The organism is Rhizobium sp. NLR22b, assembly GCF_019685295.1.
Taxonomy (GTDB): Bacteria; Pseudomonadota; Alphaproteobacteria; order Rhizobiales; family Rhizobiaceae; genus Rhizobium.
Genome location: NZ_JABDWM010000005.1, coordinates 168,742 through 192,368, shown reverse-complemented (window position 1 = coordinate 192,368; position 23,627 = coordinate 168,742). Strand labels below are relative to the sequence as shown.

The 23,627-nt window shown below is 61.6% G+C and carries 20 protein-coding genes; 14 read left to right on the top strand and 6 right to left on the bottom strand.

Annotation, left to right across the window (positions count from 1 at the left end):
• Nucleotide 1: 1 nt before the first annotated feature.
• Nucleotides 2–931 (bottom strand): SDR family oxidoreductase, encoded by a 930-nt coding sequence (locus tag HJC00_RS10805; RefSeq protein WP_221164007.1) that lies wholly within the window; start codon nucleotides 929–931, stop codon nucleotides 2–4.
• Between the two features lie 449 nt (nucleotides 932–1,380).
• Between HJC00_RS10805 and HJC00_RS10800 the strand changes: the two genes are divergently transcribed.
• The 9 genes from HJC00_RS10800 to ligA all read left to right on the top strand — a co-directional run bounded on the left by HJC00_RS10800 (nucleotide 1,381) and on the right by ligA (nucleotide 13,775).
• Nucleotides 1,381–2,307, top strand: coding sequence for a D-alanine--D-alanine ligase (locus HJC00_RS10800; RefSeq protein WP_221164006.1), 927 nt, complete (start codon nucleotides 1,381–1,383; stop codon nucleotides 2,305–2,307).
• Complete coding sequence (locus HJC00_RS10795) at nucleotides 2,295–3,227, top strand: cell division protein FtsQ/DivIB (RefSeq protein WP_221164005.1); 933 nt, start codon at nucleotides 2,295–2,297, stop codon at nucleotides 3,225–3,227. Before HJC00_RS10800 ends, HJC00_RS10795 begins: the two co-directional genes overlap by 13 nt.
• Nucleotides 3,224–4,555 carry a cell division protein FtsA gene (ftsA, locus tag HJC00_RS10790; protein WP_064803798.1) on the top strand — a complete coding sequence of 444 codons (1,332 nt, stop codon included), beginning with the start codon at nucleotides 3,224–3,226 and terminating at the stop codon, nucleotides 4,553–4,555. Before HJC00_RS10795 ends, ftsA begins: the two co-directional genes overlap by 4 nt.
• Nucleotides 4,556–4,611: 56 nt before the next feature.
• Nucleotides 4,612–6,357 carry a cell division protein FtsZ gene (gene ftsZ / locus HJC00_RS10785; protein ID WP_221164004.1) on the top strand — a complete coding sequence of 582 codons (1,746 nt, stop codon included), beginning with the start codon at nucleotides 4,612–4,614 and terminating at the stop codon, nucleotides 6,355–6,357.
• A 264-nt stretch (nucleotides 6,358–6,621) separates the two neighbouring features.
• Nucleotides 6,622–7,578 carry a UDP-3-O-acyl-N-acetylglucosamine deacetylase gene (gene lpxC, locus HJC00_RS10780; protein ID WP_210630623.1) on the top strand — a complete coding sequence of 319 codons (957 nt, stop codon included), beginning with the start codon at nucleotides 6,622–6,624 and terminating at the stop codon, nucleotides 7,576–7,578.
• A 267-nt stretch (nucleotides 7,579–7,845) separates the two neighbouring features.
• Nucleotides 7,846–8,715: an outer membrane protein assembly factor BamD gene (locus tag HJC00_RS10775; protein ID WP_210630624.1), complete on the top strand. Its 870-nt coding sequence runs from the start codon at nucleotides 7,846–7,848 to the stop codon at nucleotides 8,713–8,715.
• A gap of 5 nt (nucleotides 8,716–8,720) precedes the next feature.
• Nucleotides 8,721–10,394, top strand: a complete 1,674-nt coding sequence (gene recN, locus HJC00_RS10770) for a DNA repair protein RecN (RefSeq protein ID WP_210630625.1) — start codon at nucleotides 8,721–8,723, stop codon at nucleotides 10,392–10,394.
• 379 nt (nucleotides 10,395–10,773) lie between these two features.
• Nucleotides 10,774–11,301, top strand: coding sequence for a DUF6886 family protein (locus HJC00_RS10765; RefSeq protein WP_210630626.1), 528 nt, complete (start codon nucleotides 10,774–10,776; stop codon nucleotides 11,299–11,301).
• Nucleotides 11,302–11,618: 317 nt separating this feature from the next.
• On the top strand, nucleotides 11,619–13,775 hold the full coding sequence (gene ligA, locus HJC00_RS10760; RefSeq protein ID WP_210630627.1) for an NAD-dependent DNA ligase LigA: 2,157 nt from the start codon (nucleotides 11,619–11,621) through the stop codon (nucleotides 13,773–13,775).
• Between the two features lie 167 nt (nucleotides 13,776–13,942).
• Here the strand turns inward: ligA and HJC00_RS10755 are convergent, their stop codons facing one another.
• Nucleotides 13,943–14,479, bottom strand: coding sequence for a GNAT family N-acetyltransferase (locus HJC00_RS10755; RefSeq protein WP_221164003.1), 537 nt, complete (start codon nucleotides 14,477–14,479; stop codon nucleotides 13,943–13,945).
• Nucleotides 14,480–14,752: 273 nt separating this feature from the next.
• Between HJC00_RS10755 and HJC00_RS10750 the strand changes: the two genes are divergently transcribed.
• The gene (locus HJC00_RS10750) at nucleotides 14,753–15,343 is read left to right on the top strand and encodes a 3'-5' exonuclease (RefSeq protein WP_210630628.1); all 591 of its coding nucleotides are present in this window, start codon (nucleotides 14,753–14,755) and stop codon (nucleotides 15,341–15,343) included.
• 80 nt (nucleotides 15,344–15,423) lie between these two features.
• A complete protein-coding gene (locus HJC00_RS10745; protein ID WP_210630629.1) occupies nucleotides 15,424–15,915 on the top strand; it encodes a CreA family protein in 492 nt (163 codons plus the stop codon).
• 280 nt (nucleotides 15,916–16,195) lie between these two features.
• On the opposite strand, the gene HJC00_RS10740 is transcribed toward HJC00_RS10745, so the two are convergent.
• The gene (locus tag HJC00_RS10740; protein WP_004668786.1) at nucleotides 16,196–16,663 is read right to left on the bottom strand and encodes a chemotaxis protein CheW; all 468 of its coding nucleotides are present in this window, start codon (nucleotides 16,661–16,663) and stop codon (nucleotides 16,196–16,198) included.
• Between the two features lie 2 nt (nucleotides 16,664–16,665).
• Complete coding sequence (locus tag HJC00_RS10735; RefSeq protein ID WP_221122663.1) at nucleotides 16,666–18,630, bottom strand: methyl-accepting chemotaxis protein; 1,965 nt, start codon at nucleotides 18,628–18,630, stop codon at nucleotides 16,666–16,668.
• A 387-nt stretch (nucleotides 18,631–19,017) separates the two neighbouring features.
• Between HJC00_RS10735 and HJC00_RS10730 the strand changes: the two genes are divergently transcribed.
• Together HJC00_RS10730 and HJC00_RS10725 are read left to right on the top strand one after the other, a co-directional pair.
• Complete coding sequence (locus HJC00_RS10730; protein WP_210630631.1) at nucleotides 19,018–19,617, top strand: SCO family protein; 600 nt, start codon at nucleotides 19,018–19,020, stop codon at nucleotides 19,615–19,617.
• Nucleotides 19,618–19,685: 68 nt separating this feature from the next.
• Nucleotides 19,686–20,564 (top strand): 50S ribosomal protein L11 methyltransferase, encoded by an 879-nt coding sequence (locus tag HJC00_RS10725; protein WP_221153424.1) that lies wholly within the window; start codon nucleotides 19,686–19,688, stop codon nucleotides 20,562–20,564.
• A gap of 404 nt (nucleotides 20,565–20,968) precedes the next feature.
• On the opposite strand, the gene HJC00_RS10720 is transcribed toward HJC00_RS10725, so the two are convergent.
• On the bottom strand, nucleotides 20,969–21,142 hold the full coding sequence (locus tag HJC00_RS10720; RefSeq protein WP_004668779.1) for a hypothetical protein: 174 nt from the start codon (nucleotides 21,140–21,142) through the stop codon (nucleotides 20,969–20,971).
• Nucleotides 21,143–21,418: 276 nt separating this feature from the next.
• Here HJC00_RS10720 and HJC00_RS10715 point away from each other — a divergent pair, with 276 nt between their 5' ends.
• Nucleotides 21,419–23,254 (top strand): aminopeptidase P family protein, encoded by a 1,836-nt coding sequence (locus tag HJC00_RS10715; RefSeq protein ID WP_210630633.1) that lies wholly within the window; start codon nucleotides 21,419–21,421, stop codon nucleotides 23,252–23,254.
• Nucleotides 23,255–23,318: 64 nt separating this feature from the next.
• Here the strand turns inward: HJC00_RS10715 and HJC00_RS10710 are convergent, their stop codons facing one another.
• Nucleotides 23,319–23,627 (bottom strand): AzlD family protein, encoded by a 309-nt coding sequence (locus HJC00_RS10710; RefSeq protein ID WP_210630634.1) that lies wholly within the window; start codon nucleotides 23,625–23,627, stop codon nucleotides 23,319–23,321.

The following is a 23,627-nucleotide window of genomic DNA, read 5'->3' as shown; positions in this document are numbered from 1 at the left end:
CCTACTTCACTGCCAGTTTCAGCCCATCGCGCGGGGTGACGACGGGCGACCAGCCCAGAACCTCACGCGCCCGGGATATGTCGACCTGTAGCGAACCGCAAAGGCGCTGGTAGACGGCTTCCTTCCCGGCTGCCTTCGCCGCCATGTGCAGCAGCGCAGGCGGGACGGGGACCAGCATCGGCTTGACGCCGAGCCCTGCGGCAACTCCCCTGATGAGCTCAGGCGTCGAGAGGTCCTCGCCATCTCCGGCAAGGAAAGTCTCGCCCGCGGCGGCGGGATGGTCAATGCAGGCGATGATCAGATCGACGAGATTTTGCACCGCGACCAATGTGCGGCGGTTCTTCAGTGAAGCGAAGGGGAGTGGCAGCTTCTTGCGGACAAGATTGACGAGAAGCGCGAAGTTGCCGCGTGCGCCGGGGCCATAGACCAGCGGCGGGCGGATGATGACGACTTCCATGCCGGTGCGTGCCGCGATTTCGCGCAGGCCGATTTCGCATTCCAGCTTCGAAATGCCGTAGGGATCAATCGGCTTCGGTGTGTCGTCGTGCCGGAACGGCCGGTCGTTCTCTTCTCCGTTGACCTTGATGGTGCTGACGAAGACGAATCTCTTCACGCCGGCGCGGGCGGCCTGTTCGGCGAGATTGAGCGCGGCGGCGGTGTTGACCCGGCGGAATTCCGCCAGCGGATCGGCTGCGCGGTCGTCCATGATGTGAACGCGGGCGGCGAGATGGATGATGACGTCGACGCCTTCAAGCGCGGCCGTCCAGTCGGTTCCGTCGGTAATTTCAATCGGAAAATGCGCTACCTCAGACGGAAAGGCAGAGGTCTTGGATCTCGTGGTGGCCACGAGCTCGCAAGTCTTGTCTGTGTGCAGCCGTTTGACAAGCGGACTACCGACGAAGCCGGCAGCGCCGGTGACGAGGCATCGCATGATTTTCTCCCTGCTCACCCATGCGCCTTCGCTAACCGGAAGCGCTATCGGCATCAATAGAAAAGCGGTGACGCCCGCGCGCCGAGGCGCTCTGCATTAATGAATTCAAGACGCCGGCCGCCGCCTCACTGTTGCCGGTATCCGGCTGAGAGATTGCATCCGATTCCCCTGGCTATCTCCATCGCGGGTGAGCGCAATCGGGTATGTCGTTGAACGGCGGGGCTTTTTTCACCTCCGCGCAGGTTCATTCCCGGACGGCGATGGGTCGGTCGCACAATGAGCAAATGTTAAAAGGCCGCGAAACTCCGGGCTAACAGTTAACGAAAGTAAACACTTCATTAACCATAATGATGCTCTAATGCATGTGAGGCCCGGCAAAGGCGCGAACGACGTAGACAGCTTCGCGCAAGCGTCGATTTCAAAAGTGGAAGTTATTTTTGGGGGCGTTGATGAGTCGCAAGCATGTTGCTGTCCTGATGGGCGGATTTTCCTCGGAAAGGCCCGTCAGCCTTTCCTCGGGAAAGGCTTGCGCAGAGGCACTCGAAGCAGAAGGCTTCAAGGTGACCACGATCGATGTCGCCCGCGATGTTTCTGAAAAGCTTGCGGCATTGAGGCCCGATGTCGTCTTCAATGCGCTACATGGGCCGTTCGGTGAGGACGGGACCATCCAGGGCATCCTAGAATATCTGGAGATCCCCTACACGCATTCAGGTGTGCTTGCCTCGGCGCTGGCAATGGATAAGGACAAGGCGAAGCGTGTCGCTGCCGCCGCCGGCATCCCTGTCGCCGAATCGCAGGTCATCAACCGTTTCGCCTTTCCTTCGACGCATCCGATAAAGCCGCCTTATGTGGTGAAGCCTGTGCGCGAGGGCTCGAGCTTCGGCGTCGTGATCGTCAGCGAAGATCAGGCGCATCCGCCGCAGGTCGTCAGTTCGCCCGAATGGCGTTATGGCGAAGAAGTGCTGGTCGAACGCTATGTCTACGGCCGCGAGCTCACCTGCGGCGTCATGGGCGAGACTGCGCTCGGTGTCACGGAGGTGGTGCCGCAGGGACACAATTTTTATGATTACGATTCCAAATATGCTGCGGGCGGTTCAAAACACGTCATCCCGGCGAAAATTTCACCGAATATTTACCAAAAAATACAAACATTGGCCCTAAGGGCGCATCAGGCAATCGGTTGTCGCGGCGTCAGTCGGTCCGACTTTCGTTACGACGATCGTTTCTCCGAAGACGGCGAGATCATCTGGCTGGAGGTCAATACCCAGCCAGGCATGACTCCTACCTCGCTCGTGCCCGAAATGGCCGGTCATGCCGGCTATTCCTTTGGTGAGTTTCTCCGGTGGATGGTGGAGGACGCGTCTTGTTTGCGTTGACGGTCAAAAGGATAGGGCGCCCCAGCCATCATGCCGTGCTTCCGATCGTGGAGGCCGAAGAGCGGTTCGTGCTGCCGCGTCCGCTGCGCCGCGTCACCCGTTTCCTGATCAGTCTCGGCAGCGGCCGCATCTACATTCCGGCCCATACCGGGACGGTGTCGGCGCTTGCCTTCCTGGTTGCGACCGGCCTCTACGGCATGTCGCTCGGCGGTCACACTGAAGCCGTCGCGCAGGCCACGACGACGGCCGCAGGTTTTGCGATCGAGGACGTAAAAGTCTCCGGCAATTCGGAAACCTCCGAAATCGAGATCCTGCAGCTGATCGGTCTCGACGGCACGACCTCGCTGGTCGCGCTCGACGTCGATGCGGCCCGCCGGAAGATCGCGCACCTTCCGTGGGTCGAGAATGTCGAGGTTCGAAAGGTCTATCCGAGGACGATCGAAGTGAAGCTCAAGGAGCGTGAGGCCTATGCGATCTGGCAGCACGGGCAGGAGCTTTCGCTCATCGAGAAGAACGGCAGCGTTATTGCGCCACTGCGTGACAACAAGTTTTCGTCGCTGCCGCTCGTCGTCGGTCGCGACGCCGAGACCGCGGCGGCTTCGCTCGGCGACGCCTTCTCGAAGTGGCCCGACGTGAAGGCCCGCGTGAAGGCCTATGTGTGGATATCGGGCCGTCGTTGGGATCTGCACATGGATAACGGCGTCATCGTCAAGCTGCCGGAAGACGGCATCGATCAGGCGCTGGCGACGCTTTCGAAGTTCGACAGGGAGCATCAGCTCCTGGAGCGGGACATCGCCGCGATCGATCTGAGATTGCCCGACAGGACCGCGATCCAGCTGACACCGGAAGCGGCGGTCCGCCGGCAGGCGGCGGTAACGGAGCGTACCAAGGAATTGAAGAAGGCGGGGCAGAATATATGAGCTTGTTCGGTTCATCCCATTTCGGATTGCCGCGCCTGAAGCCGCTTTCGTCGAAGCGCTCGCATGTCGTTTCGGTGCTCGACATCGGCTCGACCAAGGTCGTCTGCATGATCGGCCGGCTGACGCCGCGCGAGGAAAGCCAGATCCTGCCGGGCCGCACGCACAATATCGAGATCATCGGTATCGGCCATCAGCGCTCCCGCGGCATCAAGACCGGCGTCATCGCCGATCTCGACGCGTTGGAAGGCGTCATCCGTCTTGCCGTGGATGCGGCGGAGCGGATGGCGGGGCTGACCGTCGAAAGCCTGATCGTCAACCTGACGGCCGGCCGCCTCGGCAGCGACATCTACACCGCGACGATCGACCTGGGCGGCCAGGAAGTCGAACTCAACGATTTGAAGAAGGTGCTGTCGGCCGCTTGTCAGCAGTCGCTGCGCCAGGACCGTTCGGTGCTGCATTCGCTGGCGACCGGCTTCTCGCTCGACGGCGAGCGCGGCATCCGCGACCCGCTGGCAATGTACGGCGATGCGCTCGGCGTCGACATGCATGTCGTGACCGCGGAGCGCTCGGCGCTGAAGAATCTGGAACTCAGCGTCAACCGCGCGCATCTGTCGGTCGAGGGCATTGTGGCGACCCCCTATGCATCCGGTCTTGCGGCTCTCGTCGACGATGAGGTCGAACTCGGCTGCGCGGCGATCGACATGGGCGGCGGCACGACGACGATTTCGGTCTTTGCCGAAGGGAAGCTCGTTCATACCGATGCCGTCGGCCTCGGCGGCCATCATGTCACCACCGACCTAGCGCGCGGCCTTTCGACCCGCATCGAGGATGCAGAGCGGCTGAAGGTCGTGCATGCCTCCGCACTCTTGAATTCCTCCGATGAGCGCGAGCTGATCTCGATCCCGCCAATCGGCGAGGACGATCGCGACCAGCCGTCTCAGGTGCCGCGGGCGCTGGTTTCGCGCATCGTATCAGCCCGAATCGAAGAGACGATGGAACTGATCCGCGACCGGATCCAGCGTTCCGGCTTCAGCCCGATCGTCGGAAAACGCGTCGTGTTGACGGGAGGCGCGAGCCAGCTGACCGGCCTTGCCGAGGTGGCGCGGCGCATTCTGGCCCGCAACGTCCGCATCGGCCGTCCGATGGGCGTCTCGGGACTGCCGACGGCGGCCAAGGGCCCGGCCTTTTCGACGGCCGTCGGCCTGATGATTTATCCGCAGGTCGCGGACATGGAGACACATGCGTCACAGAGCGGTCTGCTCATGTCGCTTGGGGGAAATAACAGCCGCATAGCCCGCATGGGCCAGTGGCTGAAGGAAAGCTTCTGAAATTTGCGTAATTGGCCGGCGTGGCGATGCGGCCAGAGAGAGAAGGAACAGGTACCATGACCATCAAGCTGCAAAAGCCTGACATCACCGAGCTGAAGCCGCGCATCACCGTGTTCGGCGTCGGCGGCGGCGGCGGCAACGCCGTCAACAACATGATCACCGCAGGCCTCCAGGGCGTCGACTTCGTCGTTGCCAACACGGACGCGCAGGCGCTGACGATGACGAAGGCCGAGCGCATCATCCAGCTCGGCGCCAACGTCACCGAAGGCCTCGGCGCCGGCTCGCAGCCGGAAGTCGGCCGTGCGGCCGCCGAAGAGTGCATCGACGAGATCATTGATCACCTGAACGGCACGCATATGTGCTTCGTCACCGCGGGCATGGGCGGCGGCACCGGCACCGGCGCTGCGCCCGTCGTCGCGCAGGCAGCCCGCAACAAGGGCATCCTGACGGTCGGCGTCGTCACCAAGCCGTTCCATTTCGAAGGCGGCCGCCGCATGCGTCTGGCCGAGATGGGCATCCAGGAACTGCAGAAGTCTGTCGACACGCTGATCGTCATTCCGAACCAGAACCTCTTCCGCATCGCCAACGACAAGACGACCTTCGCCGATGCTTTTGCCATGGCCGACCAGGTTCTCTATTCAGGCGTCGCCTGCATCACCGACCTGATGGTCAAGGAAGGCCTCATCAACCTCGACTTCGCCGACGTCCGCTCGGTGATGCGCGAGATGGGCCGCGCGATGATGGGCACCGGCGAAGCCTCCGGCTCCGGCCGCGCACTCCAGGCAGCCGAAGCGGCAATCGCCAACCCGCTGCTCGACGAAACCTCGATGAAGGGTGCGCAGGGCCTGCTGATCTCCATCACGGGCGGTCGCGACCTCACCCTCTTCGAAGTCGACGAAGCTGCGACCCGCATCCGCGAAGAAGTCGATCCGGACGCCAACATCATCCTCGGCGCCACCTTCGACGAATCGCTCGAAGGCATCATTCGCGTCTCGGTCGTCGCGACCGGTATCGACCGGGCGATCAGCGAAGCCGCCGAGCGCAACTTCCAGCCGGCCGCCAGGCCCGCTATCCGTCCCTCCGCGGCTGTTGCTCCGGCAGCGGCCGCAGTTCAGCCTGCCCCGGTGATGCAGGCACCGAAGGCCATCGATCCGATCGCGCAGACCATCCGCCAAGCCGAGATGGAACGTGAGCTCGAAATTTCGGCCCCGCGTGCCGCAGCACCCGTCCAGCAGCCTGCTGCGCAGCAGGAAGTCTTCCGCCCGCAGAGCAAGATTTTCGCGCCTGCACAGGAAGCTCCGGCGATCCGTCCGCAGGTGCAGCAGCAGGCTCCGGCGCCGGTAATGAGCCAGCCGGTGATAAGCCAGCCCGTCCAGCAGCAGCCCGTCCAGCAGCAGCCCATCCAGCAGCAGCCGGTCCGACAGGAGCCGGTTATCCGGCAGGCGGCTGAACCGGTGCGCATGCCGAAGGTCGAGGATTTCCCGCCGGTCGTCCAGGCTGAACTCGACCATCGCACGCAGCCGGCTTCCGCGCATAGCCAGGAAGAGCGCGGCCCGATGGGCCTGCTCAAGCGAATCACCAATTCGCTTGGCCGCCGCGACGATGACGCCGTTGCCGCCGACATGACCGCCGCACCGCCGGCCGCGTCACAGCAGCGCCGTCCGTTGTCGCCGGAAGCAAGCCTCTATGCGCCGCGTCGCGGCAATCTCGACGATCAGGGTCGCGCGGTTCCGCAGGCTCGCATGATGCAGGAAGACGATCAGCTGGAAATTCCGGCATTCCTGCGCCGCCAGTCGAACTGAAATATCGGGGCATCGGCACCGTTCATGCCCGGGATCCAGGTCCCGGGCATTGCTGTTTTTCGGCCGGGAATTCTTGAGCGATATCAACCGTGTGACTTCGTAACAAAACGAAAGAAACAGTGATTTGGATTGGAGCGCCGGCGCACGTAAATATGGCGCAAGAAAACTGCGCTGGGAGTCGTCTGGACGAGACTCTTTCTGCAGAAGGAATGATAACCGCGCCGTGGGACAAGCCGCTGGAGCGGAAAAATAAAGGCAGATTTTATGGCAATTGGCTTGCTGGGTTTTCAAACGACGGTTTCGCGTCCCGTGACGCTCTCGGGCATCGGCGTTCATTCGGGTGCGAATGTCTCGATCACGCTGAACCCGGCCGAAGCGGACACCGGCGTCGTTTTCCAGCGCCTGCACGATAATGGCGACATCACCGAACTGAAGGCCGTCTCCTCGCAGGTCGGCAATACAGACCTCTGCACGGTGCTCGGTTTCTCACCCACGCGTTCAATCGCGACGATTGAACATGTCATGGCCGCCGTCTATGCGCTCGGCCTCGACAATGTCATCATCGAGGTGCAGGGCGCAGAAATGCCGATCATGGACGGCAGTTCGCTGCCCTTCGTCGAAGCGATCGAGCAGGCCGGTCTCGTCTCGCTCGGCGTCAAGCGTCGTTATATCCGCATCACCAAGCCGGTGCGGATCGAGCATGGCGGCTCCTGGAGCGAATTCCGTCCCTACGACGGCACGCGCTTCGAAGTCGAGATCGATTTCGAATGCCCGCTGATCGGCCGGCAGAAGTGGGTCGGCGACATAAGCGCCGCCGTCTTCAAGTCCGAACTTTCTCGCGCCCGCACCTTCGGCTTCATGCGTGATGTCGAGCGTCTCTGGGCATCGGGCCATGCGCTCGGTTCTTCGCTTGAAAATTCCGTCGTCATCTCGGACGACAATACGGTCATCAATGTCGAAGGCCTGCGATACGCCAAGGACGAGTTTGTCCGCCACAAGACGCTTGATGCCGTTGGCGACCTGTCTCTCGCCGGCGTCCAGTTCATCGGTTGCTACCGATCCTATCGTGGCGGCCACAAGATGAATGCCAATGCTTTGAAGGCGCTGCTCGCCGATCCCTCTGCCTACGAGGTGGTCGAGACTTCGACGCCGCGCCAGCGCGTCGCCGCTCGTGAGCTGATCGCCGTCAGCGCTTCGGAATTCACTCCCTGGTCGGCATGACCTCCAGCATATTCTCAAGACCAGGCCGCCTCTTTCCCGGAGGCGGTTTTTTTATATCCGGTCGCACTGGCGGCAACAGGCATTTCTTGCAGATGCGCTGCTGCAACAGATCGGCAAGAAGATGAAAAGCCGGCCAATCCGGCGGCGGCTGCCACAAAAATGCGTTAATGCCTTATCATTGCGTTGCTCTTGATGCACATTTGTGGCTAGAAACGCCAGCGAGGCGTGGCTGTCGTGGAGCGAGCGGCGGCAGTGGGGTTCTTTTGAATGGCTTATGCAGGATCTGAAGGTATGATGAAGACAGCGCGCGCTTTGTTCGCATCGCTTCTGGTGCTTAGCGCAGGCGCCTCGATCTCCGGCTGCCAGTCGGATCCCGATATCGACATCACCAAGCTTGGCCTCGAAACCGATCCGCCTGACGTGCTCTACACCCAGGGCCTTGCCAATATGAAGGCGGGCAACATGGCGGAAGCGTCGCGCAAGTTCGATGCGATCGATCGCGAGAACCCATTCTCCGAATGGGCGCGCAAGGCGCTTGTGATGAGCACCTTCGTCAAATACCGCCAGGGCAAGCTCGATGATGCGCTTGCGTCGGGCAACCGTTACATGTCGCAATATCCGAAGTCTCAGGACGCTGCCTATGTGCAGTATCTCATCGGTCTCACCTATTCCAAACAGATCGTCGACGTCACCCAGGACCAGCGCGCCTCGGCCAAGACGATCGAGGCGATGCAGGCGGTCGTCGACAATTATCCGAACTCCGAATATGTCGACGATGCCCAGGCGAAGATCCGCTACGCCCGTGATCAGCTCGCCGGCAAGGAAATGCAGATCGGCCGTTACTATATGGAGCGGAAGGAATATCTCGCCGCAATTTCGCGCTTCCGCATCGTCGTCGAGAAGTATCCGAACACGAACCAGATCGAAGAGGCCCTGGCCCGTCTCGTCGAGGCTTATTACGCCATGGGTATCGTCGACGAGGCGCAGACCGCGGCAGCCGTTCTTGGTCACAACTATCCGGACAGCCAGTGGTACGCCGATTCCTACAAGCTGCTGCAGACGGGTGGCGCCGAGCCGCGTGAGAACAAGGGCTCGTGGATCGCTGCGGCAGGCAAGAAACTCCTGCTCGGTTCCTAAGTCCCATGCTGATCCAGCTTTCGATCCGCGATATCGTCCTGATCGAGCGGCTGGATCTTGCCTTCGAGACCGGCCTTTCCGTGCTGACGGGCGAGACGGGAGCGGGCAAATCCATCCTGCTCGACAGTCTGTCGCTGGCGCTCGGCGGGCGCGGTGATGGCGGTCTGGTGCGCCATGGCGAAGACAGGGGCCAGGTGACGGCGGTGTTCGATGTCGGCATGGACCACGGGGCGCGGGTGCTCCTGCGTGAAAACGGCATAGACGACGATGGCGACCTGATCTTCCGCCGTCAACAATCAGCCGATGGGCGCACCAAGGCCTATGTCAACGACCAGCCGGTCAGTGTGCAGCTGATGCGCCAGGCCGGCCAGATGCTGGTCGAGATCCACGGCCAGCACGATGATCGCGCTCTTGTCGACACCAATGCCCACCGCAACCTGCTCGATGCCTTCGGCGGCCTTACTGATGAAGTCGCTGAGGTGTCCCGGCTGTATCGTCTGTGGCGCGACAGCGAACGGACGCTGAAGAAACACCGCGAGAAGGTGGAAAGCGCGGCGCGCGAGGCTGACTATCTGCGTTCCTCTGTCGAGGAGCTCGAGAAGCTTTCGCCGCAAGACGGTGAGGAAGAAGAACTCGCCGAAAGCCGGCAGAGGATGATGAAGGCAGAGCGAATCGCCGGCGACATCGCCGAAGCCTCCGAATTCCTCAACGGCAATGCCTCGCCGGTGCCGCATATCGCCTCGCTGGTGCGCCGACTGGAACGCAAGAGCCATGAAGCGCCCGGGCTGCTCGAGGAGACGGTGACGCTGCTCGATGCCGCGCTCGACCAGCTTTCCAATGCGCAGATGGAAGTCGAGGCAGCGCTGCGCAAAACCGAATACGATCCCAGGGAGCTGGAGCGGGTGGAGGAGCGGCTTTTCGCGCTCAGAGCCGCGTCGCGCAAATATTCCGTGCCGGTCACCGAGCTGCCGGCGCTGGCGGTGCGCATGATCGCCGATCTTGCCGACCTCGATGCGGGCGAGGAGCGGCTTGCGCGTCTGGAAGCGGAGGTCGGTCTGGCGCGAGAGAATTACGATTCGGCGGCGCGCTCGCTTTCCGACAAGCGCCATCAGGCCGGCGCCGCGCTGGCTGCCGCCGTGATGGCCGAACTGCCAGCTCTGAAGCTCGAACGCGCTCGTTTCATGGTCGAGATCACCACGGATGCGCAGGAGGCGCTGCCCGAAGGCATCGACGTCGTCGAGTTCCATGTCCAGACCAATCCCGGCACGCGCCCCGGCTCGATCATGAAGGTCGCCTCCGGCGGCGAATTGTCGCGTTTCCTGCTGGCGCTGAAGGTGGCGCTCGCCGATCGCGGGTCCGCGCCGACGCTCGTCTTCGACGAAATTGATACCGGTGTCGGCGGTGCTGTGGCCGATGCGATCGGCCAGCGGCTGAAGCGGCTCTCTGATCGGGTGCAGGTGCTATCGGTCACGCATGCGCCGCAGGTCGCAGCCCGGGCGGCGACGCACCTGCTGATCTCCAAGGGGCCGGCGGCCGAAGGTTCCGAAAAGATCGCCACTCGCGTCGCGACGATGGCGCAGAAGGACCGCACCGAAGAAATCGCCCGCATGCTCGCCGGCGCTTCGGTGACGGAGGAGGCGAGGGCGGCCGCCAAGCGGTTGCTGGCCGGTAACGGCTGATCGCTGCTGCCGGCAACGGTGACAAGCGTTCGGCTTGACGGATATTGTCCGACCAGCGCTTTCCATTTCTACGATCAAGTTTGGCGCGAACATTCACGTCAATCTCCCTCATCCCTGTGGCCTCAGGGCTTTGCCCGAGGGAGGTCACAGAGATCCAGCAAGCTCAAGTCCTTGGGCGCGGAAGACTCCTTTCATTCTGCGTGAGTCATTCACCGCGCAGACGCGCGGTGGCTGGATTCCTGTGACGGGCACAGGAATGAGGAGGAGAGGTAGGCGAGCTTGTCCGATGCTGAGCCATCCGGCATGCTATACATGCAGCGGTGACAAATATTCCGCTTCACATTATGCCGGTCACTCCGATCAGCGGCGATCCATTGCCATGCGTCTTTTCCATTTCAGTGATGGTCCCGACATTGCAGCCTTCGAGCCGCGCCGGGTTCGCATTCCCTCGGCCCGCCCAGCGGGCAAGGAATGGCTGAACGCTCCGCTCGTCTGGGCGATCGACGCTGACCATGACTTCATGTATCTCTTTCCCCGCGATTGCCCGCGCATCCTGATATGGGCAACCTCCGAGACGTCCGGAGCCGAGCGGCGGCACTGGCTCGGCGACTGGCGGGCTGCCGCCTTCATCGAGCGCCAGTGGCTGGAAAAGCTCGAAGCGGAGACGATCCATCGCTACGAGCTGCCGGTCGAGGATTTCGAGGATCTCGGCGATGCAGGCATGTGGGTCGCCCGTACACGCGTCGTTCCCATCGAGCGAACTGCGATCTCGCGCCTCGACCGGGAGTTTGCGCCGCGCGGGGTGGAGCTGCGGGTAGTCGACAGCTTGCGGCCGCTGAAGAGCCTTGGGAATACCGGCCTGCATGTCAGCGGCATCCGGCTGCGCAATGCGCGGGATTGGGAATAGGGCGGGCAGGACGGCGACAACGGTTTCGTGAGCAGAGGTCTGGTGCATACGCCTACCTCAACTTCCCTCATCCCTGTGCTCGTCACAGGGATCCGGAACGCCCAAGTCTTTGGGTGCGAGAGATTGTTTGCCGACCTGTAAGTCATTCACGGCGCGGACGCGCCGTGGCTGGATTCTTGTGACAGGCACAGGAACGAGGGTGGAGAAGCCGGCGGGTCGATCTTCCCGATACGGGATATGCAGCCTCTCTTTTCATCCGTCGATTTTGCTCTAAAAACAATGCAGATTTCTGGCCAGATTCTCTGGAGTGATGTTCCATGTCCACCGAAAGTTCCGCCGTCGATACGGTGACGATCGAAGAGGCTGCTGTCGAGCTCGAACGGCTGGCGAAGGAGATCGCGCATCACGATGCGCTCTACCACGGCAAGGACCGGCCGGAGATTTCGGATGCCGATTACGACGCATTGAAGCGCCGCAACGATGCGCTGGAAGCGCGGTTTCCCGAGTTGATCCGTGAGGACAGCCCGTCGCGGCGGGTTGGTGCTGCGCCCTCGGTCACCTTCTCGCCCGTCGTCCACGCGCGGCCGATGCTGTCGCTCGACAACACCTTTTCGCAGGAGGACGTGCAGGATTTCGTCGCCAGCGTTTATCGATTCCTCGGTCGCCTGCCGGACCAGTCGATCGCCTTTACCGCCGAACCGAAGATCGACGGGCTTTCGATGTCGATCCGCTACGAGAACGGCAGGCTGACGACGGCTGCCACGCGCGGCGACGGCACCACGGGCGAGAACGTCACCGCCAATATCCGGACGATCGCCGAAATACCCAACCAATTGCCGAAGGGCGTTCCCACGGTCGTGGAGATCCGCGGCGAAGTCTATATGGCCAAGAGCGATTTCCTGGCGCTGAACCGGCAGATGGAGGCGGAGGGCAAACAAACCTATGTCAATCCGCGCAACACGGCAGCGGGGTCGCTGCGCCAGCTCGATGCCAAGGTGACGGCGAGCCGCAAGCTGAAATTCTTTGCCTATGCCTGGGGCGAGATGTCTGACATGCCGGCCGATACGCAATTTTCCATGGTGCAGACCTTCAAGGATTGGGGATTTCCGGTCAATCCGCTGATGAAGCGGCTGAATTCGGTCGCCGACATCCTGGCGCATTACGATGAGATCGGCCTCAAGCGCCCGGATCTCGATTACGATATCGACGGCGTCGTCTACAAGGTCGACAGCCTGGAACTGCAGCAGCGCCTGGGCTTCCGTTCGCGCAGCCCACGCTGGGCGACGGCGCATAAATTCCCGGCCGAGCAGGCCTTTACCGAGGTCGAGAAGATCGAGATCCAGGTCGGCCGCACCGGGGCGCTGACGCCTGTGGCGCGGCTGAAGCCGATCACGGTCGGCGGCGTCGTCGTCACCAATGCGACGCTGCATAATGAGGATTACATCAAGGGCATCGGCAATAGCGGCGAGCGCATCCGGCCGGAGGAACACGATATCCGCGAGGGCGATACCGTCATCGTCCAGCGCGCCGGCGACGTCATTCCACAGATCCTCGATGTCGTGATGGAGAAGCGGCCGGAGGCGGCAAGGTCTTACGAATTTCCGAAGACATGCCCGGTCTGCGGTTCGCACGCGGTGCGCGAGGTCAACGAGAAGACCGGCAAGATGGATTCGGTGCGTCGCTGCACCGGCGGCTTTATCTGCCGGGCGCAGGCGACAGAGCACCTGAAGCATTTCGTGTCGCGCAATGCCTTCGATATCGAAGGGCTCGGTTCGAAGCAGATCGACTTCTTCTTTGAAAACGAGGACCCGTCGCTGCAGATCCGCACGGCCCCGGAGATTTTCACGCTGGAGAAGCGCCAGCAATCCTCGCTCACCAAGCTGGAGAATATCGACGGCTTCGGCAAGGTCAGCGTCGGCAAGCTCTATGCGGCGATCAACGAGCGGCGCAGCATCGCGCTCCACCGCTTCATCTATGCGCTCGGGATCCGCCATGTCGGCGAGACCACGGCAAAGCTCTTGGCGCGCTCCTACGGCACCTATGAGGCCTTTGCGACCGCGATGAAGGAGGCGGCACCGCTTTCCGGCGATGCCTGGAACGATCTCAACACTATCGAGGGCATCGGCGAGGTCGTGGCGCGCGCCATGGTCGAGTTCTACAAGGAGCCACGCAATATCGAGGTGATCGGCCGCCTGCTCGACGAGGTGACGCCTACGGAGGCCGAACAACCGGTCACGTCAGGCAGCCCGGTCGCCGGCAAGACGGTGGTCTTCACTGGTTCGCTCGAAAAATTCACCCGCGACGAGGCGAAGGCGAGGGCCGAAAGTCTCGGCGCCAAGGTGGCGGGCTCGGTGTCGAAGAAAACCGATATCGTCGTCGCCGGCCCTGGCGCCGGCTCGAAGCTCGACAAGGCGCGTGAGCTCGGCGTCCAGACGATGGACGAGGATGAGTGGCTGGCGCTGATTGGCGGGTAGGAGATCGGTGTGAAAGCCTTGAGGGTTCCTCGGAGTCATCCTCGGCTTTGTGTCGAGGATCTCTCCTGTATCGATCGTTGCAGATGCTCGGGACAAGCTCGAGTATGACGAAGGAGCGTTTGGCAGGCCCTCCCTGCGTTTGACGTCGGTGTCGATGGCCCTTTGTCTCAAGTCCTCAGCCGCGCCATCGTGTAGGCGTCGACATATTCTCCGGCGCGGTAGGCGAATGCGCGCAGGAGCCCTTCCTTCTCGAAACCGAATTTCTCGTAGAGGGCGATCGCGGCCTCATTATCCGTGTAGACGGTCAGTTCCAGCCGTTTGACGTCGAGCCAGTCGTCGGCGGCGTCGACCATCGCACCAAGCAAGATAAGGCCGAACCCGCGGCCGGTGAAGTCGTCATGCACGCCCATGCCGATGCTGGCGACGTGTTGCCGGCGGCCGCCGAGGCGGTTGAGGCCGCAATTGCCGACGATCTTGCCCTCCAGCGTGACGACGAGGTTGAGCGCGCCTGGCGAAGGATTTTCCATGTTCTTGCGGACCTCTTCGACCCGCTGGTAGGGCGGCCGCAGCGTGCCTGCCCGATAGCCCGGCAAATTTATGAGATCGGTGATTTCCTCGGCATCGGAAAGACGGACGGCGCGCACGACGACGCCATCCGGAAGGCGCGCTCGGTCGCGGGGTTTATTCTCTTCGGTTTCAGACATTGGATGGCCTCCTTGGATTTCAGGGGAGGAGAGCCGGCTTTTCGAAAACCCCGCTCGCCTCGGCAGGGTTCTCGGGATGATCGGACGGCTAGTGACGCACCATCGCTCCCGCGTACCCCGGAAGGGTCGTGGCGATATGATGCATGGTAAGGGTCACAGAGTTGATCATGCGCGGAAGTTTCCCCATCGGTGTGCAGATGTCAACAGGTCGAAATTTGCCTTCGCGCGCCGCTATGGTTATTCCGGTAGGGCAGACGATTCGGATATTTCTCCTTGACGACCATTGCCATCGATTTCGAGACTGCCAATGAGCAGCGCGGCAGCGCTTGCTCGGTCGGCCTTGCCTGGATCGAAGAGGGGCGGGTGACGCGTGTCGAGGAGAGGCTGATCCGGCCGCGCAACATGCGGTTTTCCGGCATGAACATCGCGATCCACGGTATCCGGCCGGAGCATGTCGAGGATGCGCCGGAGTTTCCCGAGGTGATGGACGAGTTCTACGATGATATCAGCGGCGCGACGATGATCGCGCACAACGCGGCCTTCGATTTCAGCGTCTGGCGGGCGAGCCTCGATCTCTACCGGCAATCCTATCCGGAACTGACCTATCTCTGCAGCCTGAAGATGGCGCAGCGGATCTGGCCGCATTTCCTCTCACATCGGCTGAACCTGATCGCCGAGCATCTTGGGCTGCGTTTCATGCACCACAACGCCGCCGAAGATGCGGCGGTCTGCGCGGCAGCGGCGATCGAAATGGCGAAGGCAGTCAAGGCGAAAGCCGTGGAGGCGATCCCGGCGCTGATCGGAATGACGCCGGGGCGGTTGACGGCGAGGGGCTATGAGCCCTGCACCTGCAGGAAGGGCTGAGTGTCCCGCGCCGCAGCGGCGCTTTCTTGCAAAGCCTGTGGGCATGCTTATCTAGGATGCGGATCATCCAGGGAGCCGCCATGTCCAAGCTGCGCACGTTTTTTCTCGCCGCATTTTCCTTCGCTGCCATTTCCGCGGGCGCCACCTCGGCCGAGGTCGTCGGCAAGGTCGGGGTCGACTGGATCGGCAACGACATCATCGTCGAGGCACTCTCCGATCCCGAGGTCAAGGGTGTCACCTGCCACGTCACCTATTTCGATCGCAGCCTGATCGATCGCTTCAAGAACGGCAACTGGTTCGAAGATCCGTCCAACAATTCCATCGCATGCCGGCAGACAGGCCCCATAGAGATCGGCAACATCGACCTCTCCAGGGACGGCAGCGAGGTGTTTCGTCAGGGCATGTCGCTGATCTGGAAGACGCTCGTTGTCAACCGCATTTACGACAAGAGCAACGACACGCTGATCTATCTCGCCCATTCGCGGGAGTTGACGGACGGCTCGGCGAAGATGTCGATTTCGACCATTCCGCTCTATGGGCAGAATGTGACGTGGAAGAATGGGAAGCCATAGTAGGGTTGCGGATGTTAGGAAGGGGGTGAGTCGTCTCCCCAAACTCCCTCATCCCTGTGCTTGTCATAGGGACCCAGCGCGCCCAAGTCTTTTGGCGCAGAAGACTCTCCGCCCGAGCGATGGTCATTCACCGCGCAGACGCTCGGTGGCTGGATCTCTGTGACAAGCACAGGGATGAGGGAGGAGAGGGGCATCAGGTCAATAGGTCAGATCAGTCACGTCTTCCAAAACGAAAAGGCCCGGACGAGCCGAGCCTTCGCAATCTCTCTGGTGATAAATATCAAGCCGCCTGATTCAGCTCGTCGGCGATGACCGTATCGAGGTTCAGGAAGCAGACCATGGTCTTCTCCAGCGCGACGATGCCACGGCAGAAGGCGCGCTGGGCTTCCGGGATGATTTCCGGCGGCGGCTGCAGGTCTTCGCTCTTGATCGTCATCATGTCGGAAACCTGCTCGACCAGCAGACCAACCAGCTTGCCCGCGATGTCAGTGACGATGATCGCCGAACGCTCGGAAGGCTCGGTCATCTTCATGCCGAGGCGGCAGGCCATGTCGATGACCGGGATCACCGCGCCGCGCAGGTTGATGAGGCCGAGAACGTAGGGCGGGGTGTGCGGCATCGGCGTCACCGGCGCCCACCCACGGATTTCGCGGATGGCCATGATGTCGATGCAGAACTCCTGGTCGCCCAGGTGGAACGAAACGATTTCGAGGTAGGCGCCCGACTGCTTGATGGCGTTGTTGTTCATGATCAGAATTCTTCCCAGTTGTCCCCGGCGGGAGCGGCGATGGCTTTGGCGGCGGAACCGCCGTTGAATGCGCCCGCGACTTTGCCTATCAGGCTGCGTGCGGGAGAAGGTCTCGAATGCGAGGCGGCCGTTGCCTCTCGCGGCGTTTGCCGGGCGCTCATGCCCTCGCCGGTCTTGAACTGCTTGACCAACTGCGTCAGGTTTTCGGCATCGATGGCGAGCGTATGGCTTGCGGCGTTCGTCTCTTCCACCATGGCCGCGTTTTTCTGCGTGACCTGATCCATCTGGCTGATCGAAGTATTGATTTCGTTCAATCCAACCGATTGTTCGCGCGCAGAGGTTACGATTGATTTAACATGCTCATCGATGCGCAGAACATCCTCGCCGATCTGGCGAAGCGCTTCACCTGCGGCCGTCACCAGTTCGCCGCCGATCTTCACTTCCTCGCCGGATTTTCCGATCAAGGCCTTGATATCCTTGGCAGCACCCGCAGCACGGCCAGCGAGTTCGCGCACTTCCTGGGCGACAACGGCAAAACCCTTGCCGGCCTCGCCGGCGCGCGCTGCCTCGACACCGGCGTTGAGCGCGAGGAGGTTCGTCTGGAACGCGATCTCGTCGATGACGTTGATGATCTTGCCGATCTCGCGGGAGGCGCCCTCGATTCGCTCCATCGCGGCCATCGCATCACCGACGACGATGTCCGACTTCGCTGTATTTTCGCGGGTGTGGGAGACCATGTGGCCCACTTCCTCGGCGCGGTTGGTGGCGTTACGGACGGTGGCGGTGATCTGGTCGAGGGCGGCGGAGGTCTCTTCCAGCGAGGCGGCCTGCTGCTCGGTGCGTTTGGCGAGGTCGTCGGCGGCGGCGCGCATCTGGCGGCTGTTCGCCTCGATCGAGCTGCTGTTGATGGCGATGTCGCTCATCGCTTTGCGCAGCGTCACGGTCGTCTGGTTGAAATCCAAGCGCAAGCGCTCCAGCTCGTCGCGGAACGGCTGGTCGATCGTTACGGTCACATCGCCGCCCGACAGACGGGTGAGGCCGGCGCCGAGAGCGCTGACGGCGGCGTTCAGAGCTTCGGCATCGGCAAGCTTGGCGGCTTCGCGGGCACGGTGCTCGGCATCGCTGCGTTGCCTTTCGGTCTGAGTCTGGGCTTCAAGGTCGCGTTTTTCGATGGCGGCGAGGCGGAAGCTGTCGGCGGCGCGGGCCATTTCGCCGATCTCGTCGCCGCGGTTCTTTTCCTGAACGTCGCTGGCTAGGTCGCCGCTCATGATGCGCTGCATGCTCTGGCGCACGGCGCCGATGCCGCGCCGGATCGAGCCGCCATGGACATATTGCAGGACGCCCATTGTGAGGATGGCCAGGACACCGAGGCCGATCTGCAGGATGAGGGCCTCCCGCGATACGGCATTGGCGAGCTCGACATGTTGTTGGGCGAAAATGGTGCCGTCAGCGGCCAGCTTGTCGAGGGTCGCGGTCAGCTCGTCGCCGGCGCTATCGATCGCGTCGTCGATCTTGTCGAAGTCCGCATCGGGCGCGCCCTGCTGAACCAGCGCGACTAGATCGGTCTGGATGGCCTTACCCATTGCGGCGACGTCGGCGTCGTAACTCTTTAGCAGATTGCCGTCATTCATCTCGTCGGCGAGCAGACGCATTTCCTTCGAGCCGCTGGTAAGGGCGGCGAGGGAGTCGCCGATCAGCTTAAGGCGTGCCGGCTCCACCACCTTGTCATCCTTGTCGACGATGATGTCCATGGCGGCCAGGACCATCGTCAAGTTCGCAACCCGCATGTCGTCGATATGATTGACGCTCGTCTGTATTTCGCCGGCGCGACGCAAGCTGGCGTCGACCCGCACATTTTCGTACCAGCCGATGCCGAGCATCGTGCCGAAACCAATGAAGGCCGCGCCGCCGAGCGTCCAGAGCCGCTGGCTGACCGACAGGCTCTTGCGCACTGCTGATTTCGTCATGAAAAGACCTCCCATAAACCGCGCGGGGTTTATCTTTTTCCTACCCTCATGCGGACGTCCGGAGGTTTCGCCACTCGGCAGACTTCATGTCAGAACGGCTCGAGTACGCCGCACGCACCGCTAAATATAGACATGACGGTTTAAGCCTTTCCTAATGGTGTTGATCGTGAGATCGTCGGTTCGGGCAGAAGGGAAGTCGTTCAAGCGCAATGCTTTTTTGATGAACGCCAAGTCTGGCAGGCTGACTTTCGGGTGATCGACGGCTGCGGTTCGTGAGACAATTAATCACGGGTCAAAAAACATATTCTTGAATTGCGCGCCTTCGGCCGAGACGATAATCACGCCGACAGGGGCGGGTGGCAAATCCGCCCGATCGAGGATCACGCCATGAAGACATTCCGCATCGCCGTCTGGATCGGTGTTCTGATACTTGCCGGAGTTCTCGGCGCGGTGAGTTATTCCATGAAGTCGCGGGATGTCGTGGCGGAAGCTCCCTTCGGCGTGCCTTTCACGCTGGTTTCTCAAAGCGGCCAGCCGATCACCGAACAGGCGTTGCGCGGCAAGCCGACGGCATTGTTCTTCGGCTTTACCCATTGCCCGGAAGTCTGCCCGACGACGCTTTTCGAGCTGAACGGTTGGATGGAGAAGGTCGATCCCCATGGTGACAAACTGCAGGCCTATTTCGTGACCGTCGATCCGGAACGCGATACGCCCGAGATCATGAACGAGTACGTCTCCAACGTTTCCAAACGCATTACCGGCATTTCAGGCCCGCCCGACAAGATCGCCGAAGTCATCAAGGGGTTCCGCGTCTATGCCAAAAAGGTGCCGGTCGACGAGAAGGATCCAAACGGCGACTATACGATGGATCATACTGCCTCGGTATTCCTGCTCGATTCAGCCGGGCGGTTTGCCGGAACGATCGCCTATGGCGAAAATCCGGACACGGCGGTAAAGAAACTGGAGAATCTCGTCAGTAAGGGATGACGGCTTCAGCGTGATAGGGCGTTGGCTCGACCGGTGGCGGGCAACGGAAACGGGAAAGACCGCCTATCGTGAGTGAAATCCGCCTTTACGTGTCGACCACCGAAAGCGAGGCAGAAGCGATCCTCGACCTCCTGACCCAAGTCTTCGGCGAAGAAGACTTTGCCATCGGCACCACCGAAATCGATGAAAAGAAGGATGTCTGGGAAGCCTCGGTCTATATGATGACCGAGGACGAGTCAGATGTGCGCTCCCGCATCGAGGCGGCGCTGAAGGTTGCTTTTCCCGATGCTCAGCTGTTGCGAGAAGTCATCCCGGATGTCGATTGGGTGGCGAAATCGCTCGAAGGGCTGAAGCCGGTCAGGGCAGGGCGCTTCCTGGTGCATGGCTCGCATGACCGCGACAAGGTCCTCTCCGGCGACATCGCCATCGAGATCGATGCCGGCCAAGCCTTCGGCACCGGCCATCACGGCACAACGGCCGGTTGCTTGGAGATGATCGATGCCGTGGTGCGTTCGCGCCGGGTTCGCAACGCGCTCGATCTCGGCACCGGCAGTGGCGTTCTGGCGATCGCGGTGCGCAAGCTCAAAAATATACCGGTGCTTGCGACCGATATCGATCCGATCGCGACGCGGGTCGCGGCTGAGAACGTACAACGCAACGGCATCGCGTCGGGCATCGTCACGAAGACCGCGCCGGGCTTTCATTCGACGGCCTTCTTGGAGCATGGCCCATTCGACCTTATCATCGCCAATATTCTCGCCCGGCCGTTGATCCGAATGGCGCCAAAGCTCGCTACGCATCTTGCGCCCGGCGGTTCGGTGATTCTTTCGGGCATTCTCGCGTCACAACGGTGGAAGGTGATCGCCGCCTATAGTGGCGCCCGGCTCCGCCATGTCAGGACGATCTGGCGGAACGGTTGGGTGACAATTCATTTCGATCGGCCTTGAGTTTTCGCTACGAAGCTCAAACTCGCCCTGAAACATTTACCGTTGCCAAGGCGCGGCTGCTCGTCACAGGAATCCAGCCACCGCGCGTCTGCGCGGTGAATAGCTTTATGAGCGATTGAAGAGAGTCTCTTGTGCCCAAGGACTTGGGCACGCTGGATTCCTGTGACGAGCACAGGAATGAGGGAGGTGGAGGTTTGCGCGCGCCATGGGAGACAAACTGCTTTTGGCGCTGTCTAAAAACAATAGCTCCCTTCAGGCAAAAGAAAAAGGCGGCGCCAGTGGCACCGCCTTAGACCGGCCTATCCGGCCAACGCCCGCGAGCTCGAAGGAGGAGGAGTGCTCAAGCGGGCTCTACTGCATTCCAATGGGCCTGTCCGGGAGGGAGGAGACGACAGGCTTTAAGCTTAGAACGCGTAGCTGGGTGCGCCCTGGTGGCGCGTGACGCGCTGACCGGCACCGAGCAGCTTGAGGCTGTCCTCGTTCTGCGGGCGGCGGGCGCCGATCACGTGACGCACGGTCTGGCGTTCGCCAGCCTGTACCGGGCTGCTATATGCGAAGCGCGAGAGAGAGGCGGTCATTTCAAAAACCTTTGTTTGCTGTTCATCCGAACTGTTCGATGGCGCCTATATAGCTATTCTGAAATGCGGAGGCAGAGGGTTTTCCTCATGGGAGCCATGCGGCCAATGCATAAAGCGTGCCAAATAAACTCTTGGCGTCATCGTTCTGTCAAAATGACGAGCGTCCGCAGTGACTTCGACTCGTTTCGTCGCTTTTTCTCCCCATCGATTGAAATTTCGCTAACATGGCGCGCATCCCATTAACCGGATTCGTTTCAACCATTCGGATTTCCCAGCATGTTCCAGTCTTTCGAGGTCACCTCCACGCCGCAGTTCGGCAAGGATCGGGTTTCGGCGTTGCGTGCCGGATTCGATGCGCTCGGCATAGATGCCTTCCTCGTGCCGCGCGCCGACGAATTCAACGGCGAATATGTTCCGGCCTGCTCCGAGCGCCTGGCATGGCTGACGGGCTTCACCGGCTCGGCGGGCATTGCGCTGATCCTGCGGACCCAAGCGATCGTCTTCGTCGACGGGCGCTATGTGACGCAACTGGCCGAACAGGTCGACGGCTCGGTGTTCTCGGGTGGTGATCTCGTCAACGAGCCGCCGCATGTCTGGCTTGCCGCAAACGGAAGCAAGGGGCTGAGGCTCGGCATCGATCCCTGGCTGCACGCGGGCGCGGAGGTACGGCGCCTGGAAAAAGCACTGGCGCAGATCGGCGGGACGTTGGTCTTCCTGCCGTACAATCCGCTCGACAGGCTCTGGCACGACCGGCCCGCCGAGCCGCTCGGCGCCGTCACCATCCAGAATGTTGCCCAGGCCGGCGTGCTGGCGAGCGACAAGATTGCGACGATAGCTGCCGATCTTTCGAAGAAAAACCTTGCTGCGGTGCTGATCGCCGATCCCTCGTCGGTTGCCTGGATCTTCAATATCCGCGGCGCCGACGTGCCGCACACGCCGCATCCGCTGGCGCGCGCTATCATTCATGCCGACGGACGGGCCGAACTCTTCCTCGACAAGCGCAAGACAGGCATCGAGCCCGAAGCCTATCTCGGGCAGATCTGCACGCAGCTGCCGCCTTCGGCGCTCGAAGAGAGGCTCGCTGCCGTTTCCAGGGACGGCGGCCGCGTGCTGATCGACGCTGATATCGCCTCTCATGCGCTGGCGGAGATCATCCGCCGGGCTGGCGGTGAAGTGGTGGAGGGCGCCGATCCCGCCAAGCTGCCGCGTGCTGTGAAAAACGACGTCGAAATCAACGGCTCGGCCGCTGCACATCTGCAGGATGGAGCAGCGATGGTGGAATTCCTTTATTGGCTGTCGCAGGAGAAACCAGGCAGCGTAAGCGAGATCGCCGCCGCCGAACATCTGGAGGCGGTGCGCGCCCGTGTCGGCCAAAGCATGCAGAACCCGCTGAAGGACATTTCCTTCGATACGATCTCGGGCGCCGGCGAACATGCAGCGATCATGCATTATCGCGTCACCACCGAGACCAACCGGATGATCGAGGCAGGCGAACTCTTCCTCATCGATTCCGGTGCGCAATATATCAACGGCACGACCGATATTACCCGCACGGTCGGAATCGGCACGGTTTCAGAGGAGCATCGCCGTTTCTTCACGATGGTGCTCAAGGGAATGATCCAGATCAGCACGGCACGTTTCCCGAAGGGTACACGCGGCTGCGACCTCGATCCGCTGGCGCGCATCGCACTGTGGCGGGCAGGCGCCGATTTTGCCCATGGCACAGGCCACGGAGTCGGCTCCTATCTCTCGGTGCATGAGGGACCGCAGCGCATCTCCAGGCTCTCGACGCAGGAGCTGCTGCCCGGCATGATCCTTTCGAACGAACCCGGTTATTATCGGCCGGGCAGCTTCGGCATCCGCATCGAGAACCTGATCTATGTGCGCGGCGCCGAGGAGATTGACGGCGGCGACATGCCGATGCTCGGCTTCGAGACGCTGACCTTCTGCCCGATCGACCGCAGCCTCGTCATTCCCGAGCTTCTGACCCATGATGAGCTGCATTGGTTCAACGACTATCACCGCCGCACATGCGAGGCGCTGATGCCGCTGATCCACGATCACGACGTCAGGGCTTGGCTCGAAAACGCGACGCTGCCGCTCGAATATTAGGCAAGAGGTGGCGGACACTGCTTTCGGGCTGCAAGGTCGCGCATCTTTCAGGCGCAAGGCAGGGCTAGGCGCCGATCGTGTAGCGCCATGCCATCACGACAACCCAGGCGGCAACCAGCATCCATGTATGAGCAATGCGCAGGCCGACGATAAGGGCAACGATCAGCGCCAGTTTCGATTCCCAGCCGCCGATGAAGAAGGCAGGTGCGACAAGAGTCGTCAGCACGGCGGCCGGCACGGCATTCAGCGCCGCTTCCACGCGCGGGGGAATGCTCTTCATTCGGGTGATGAGGATATAGCCGCCGATGCGGGTGGCGAAGGTGGCGACTGCAGCGGCGAGGATGACGAGCGCCATGTGGAGATCGAATTCCAT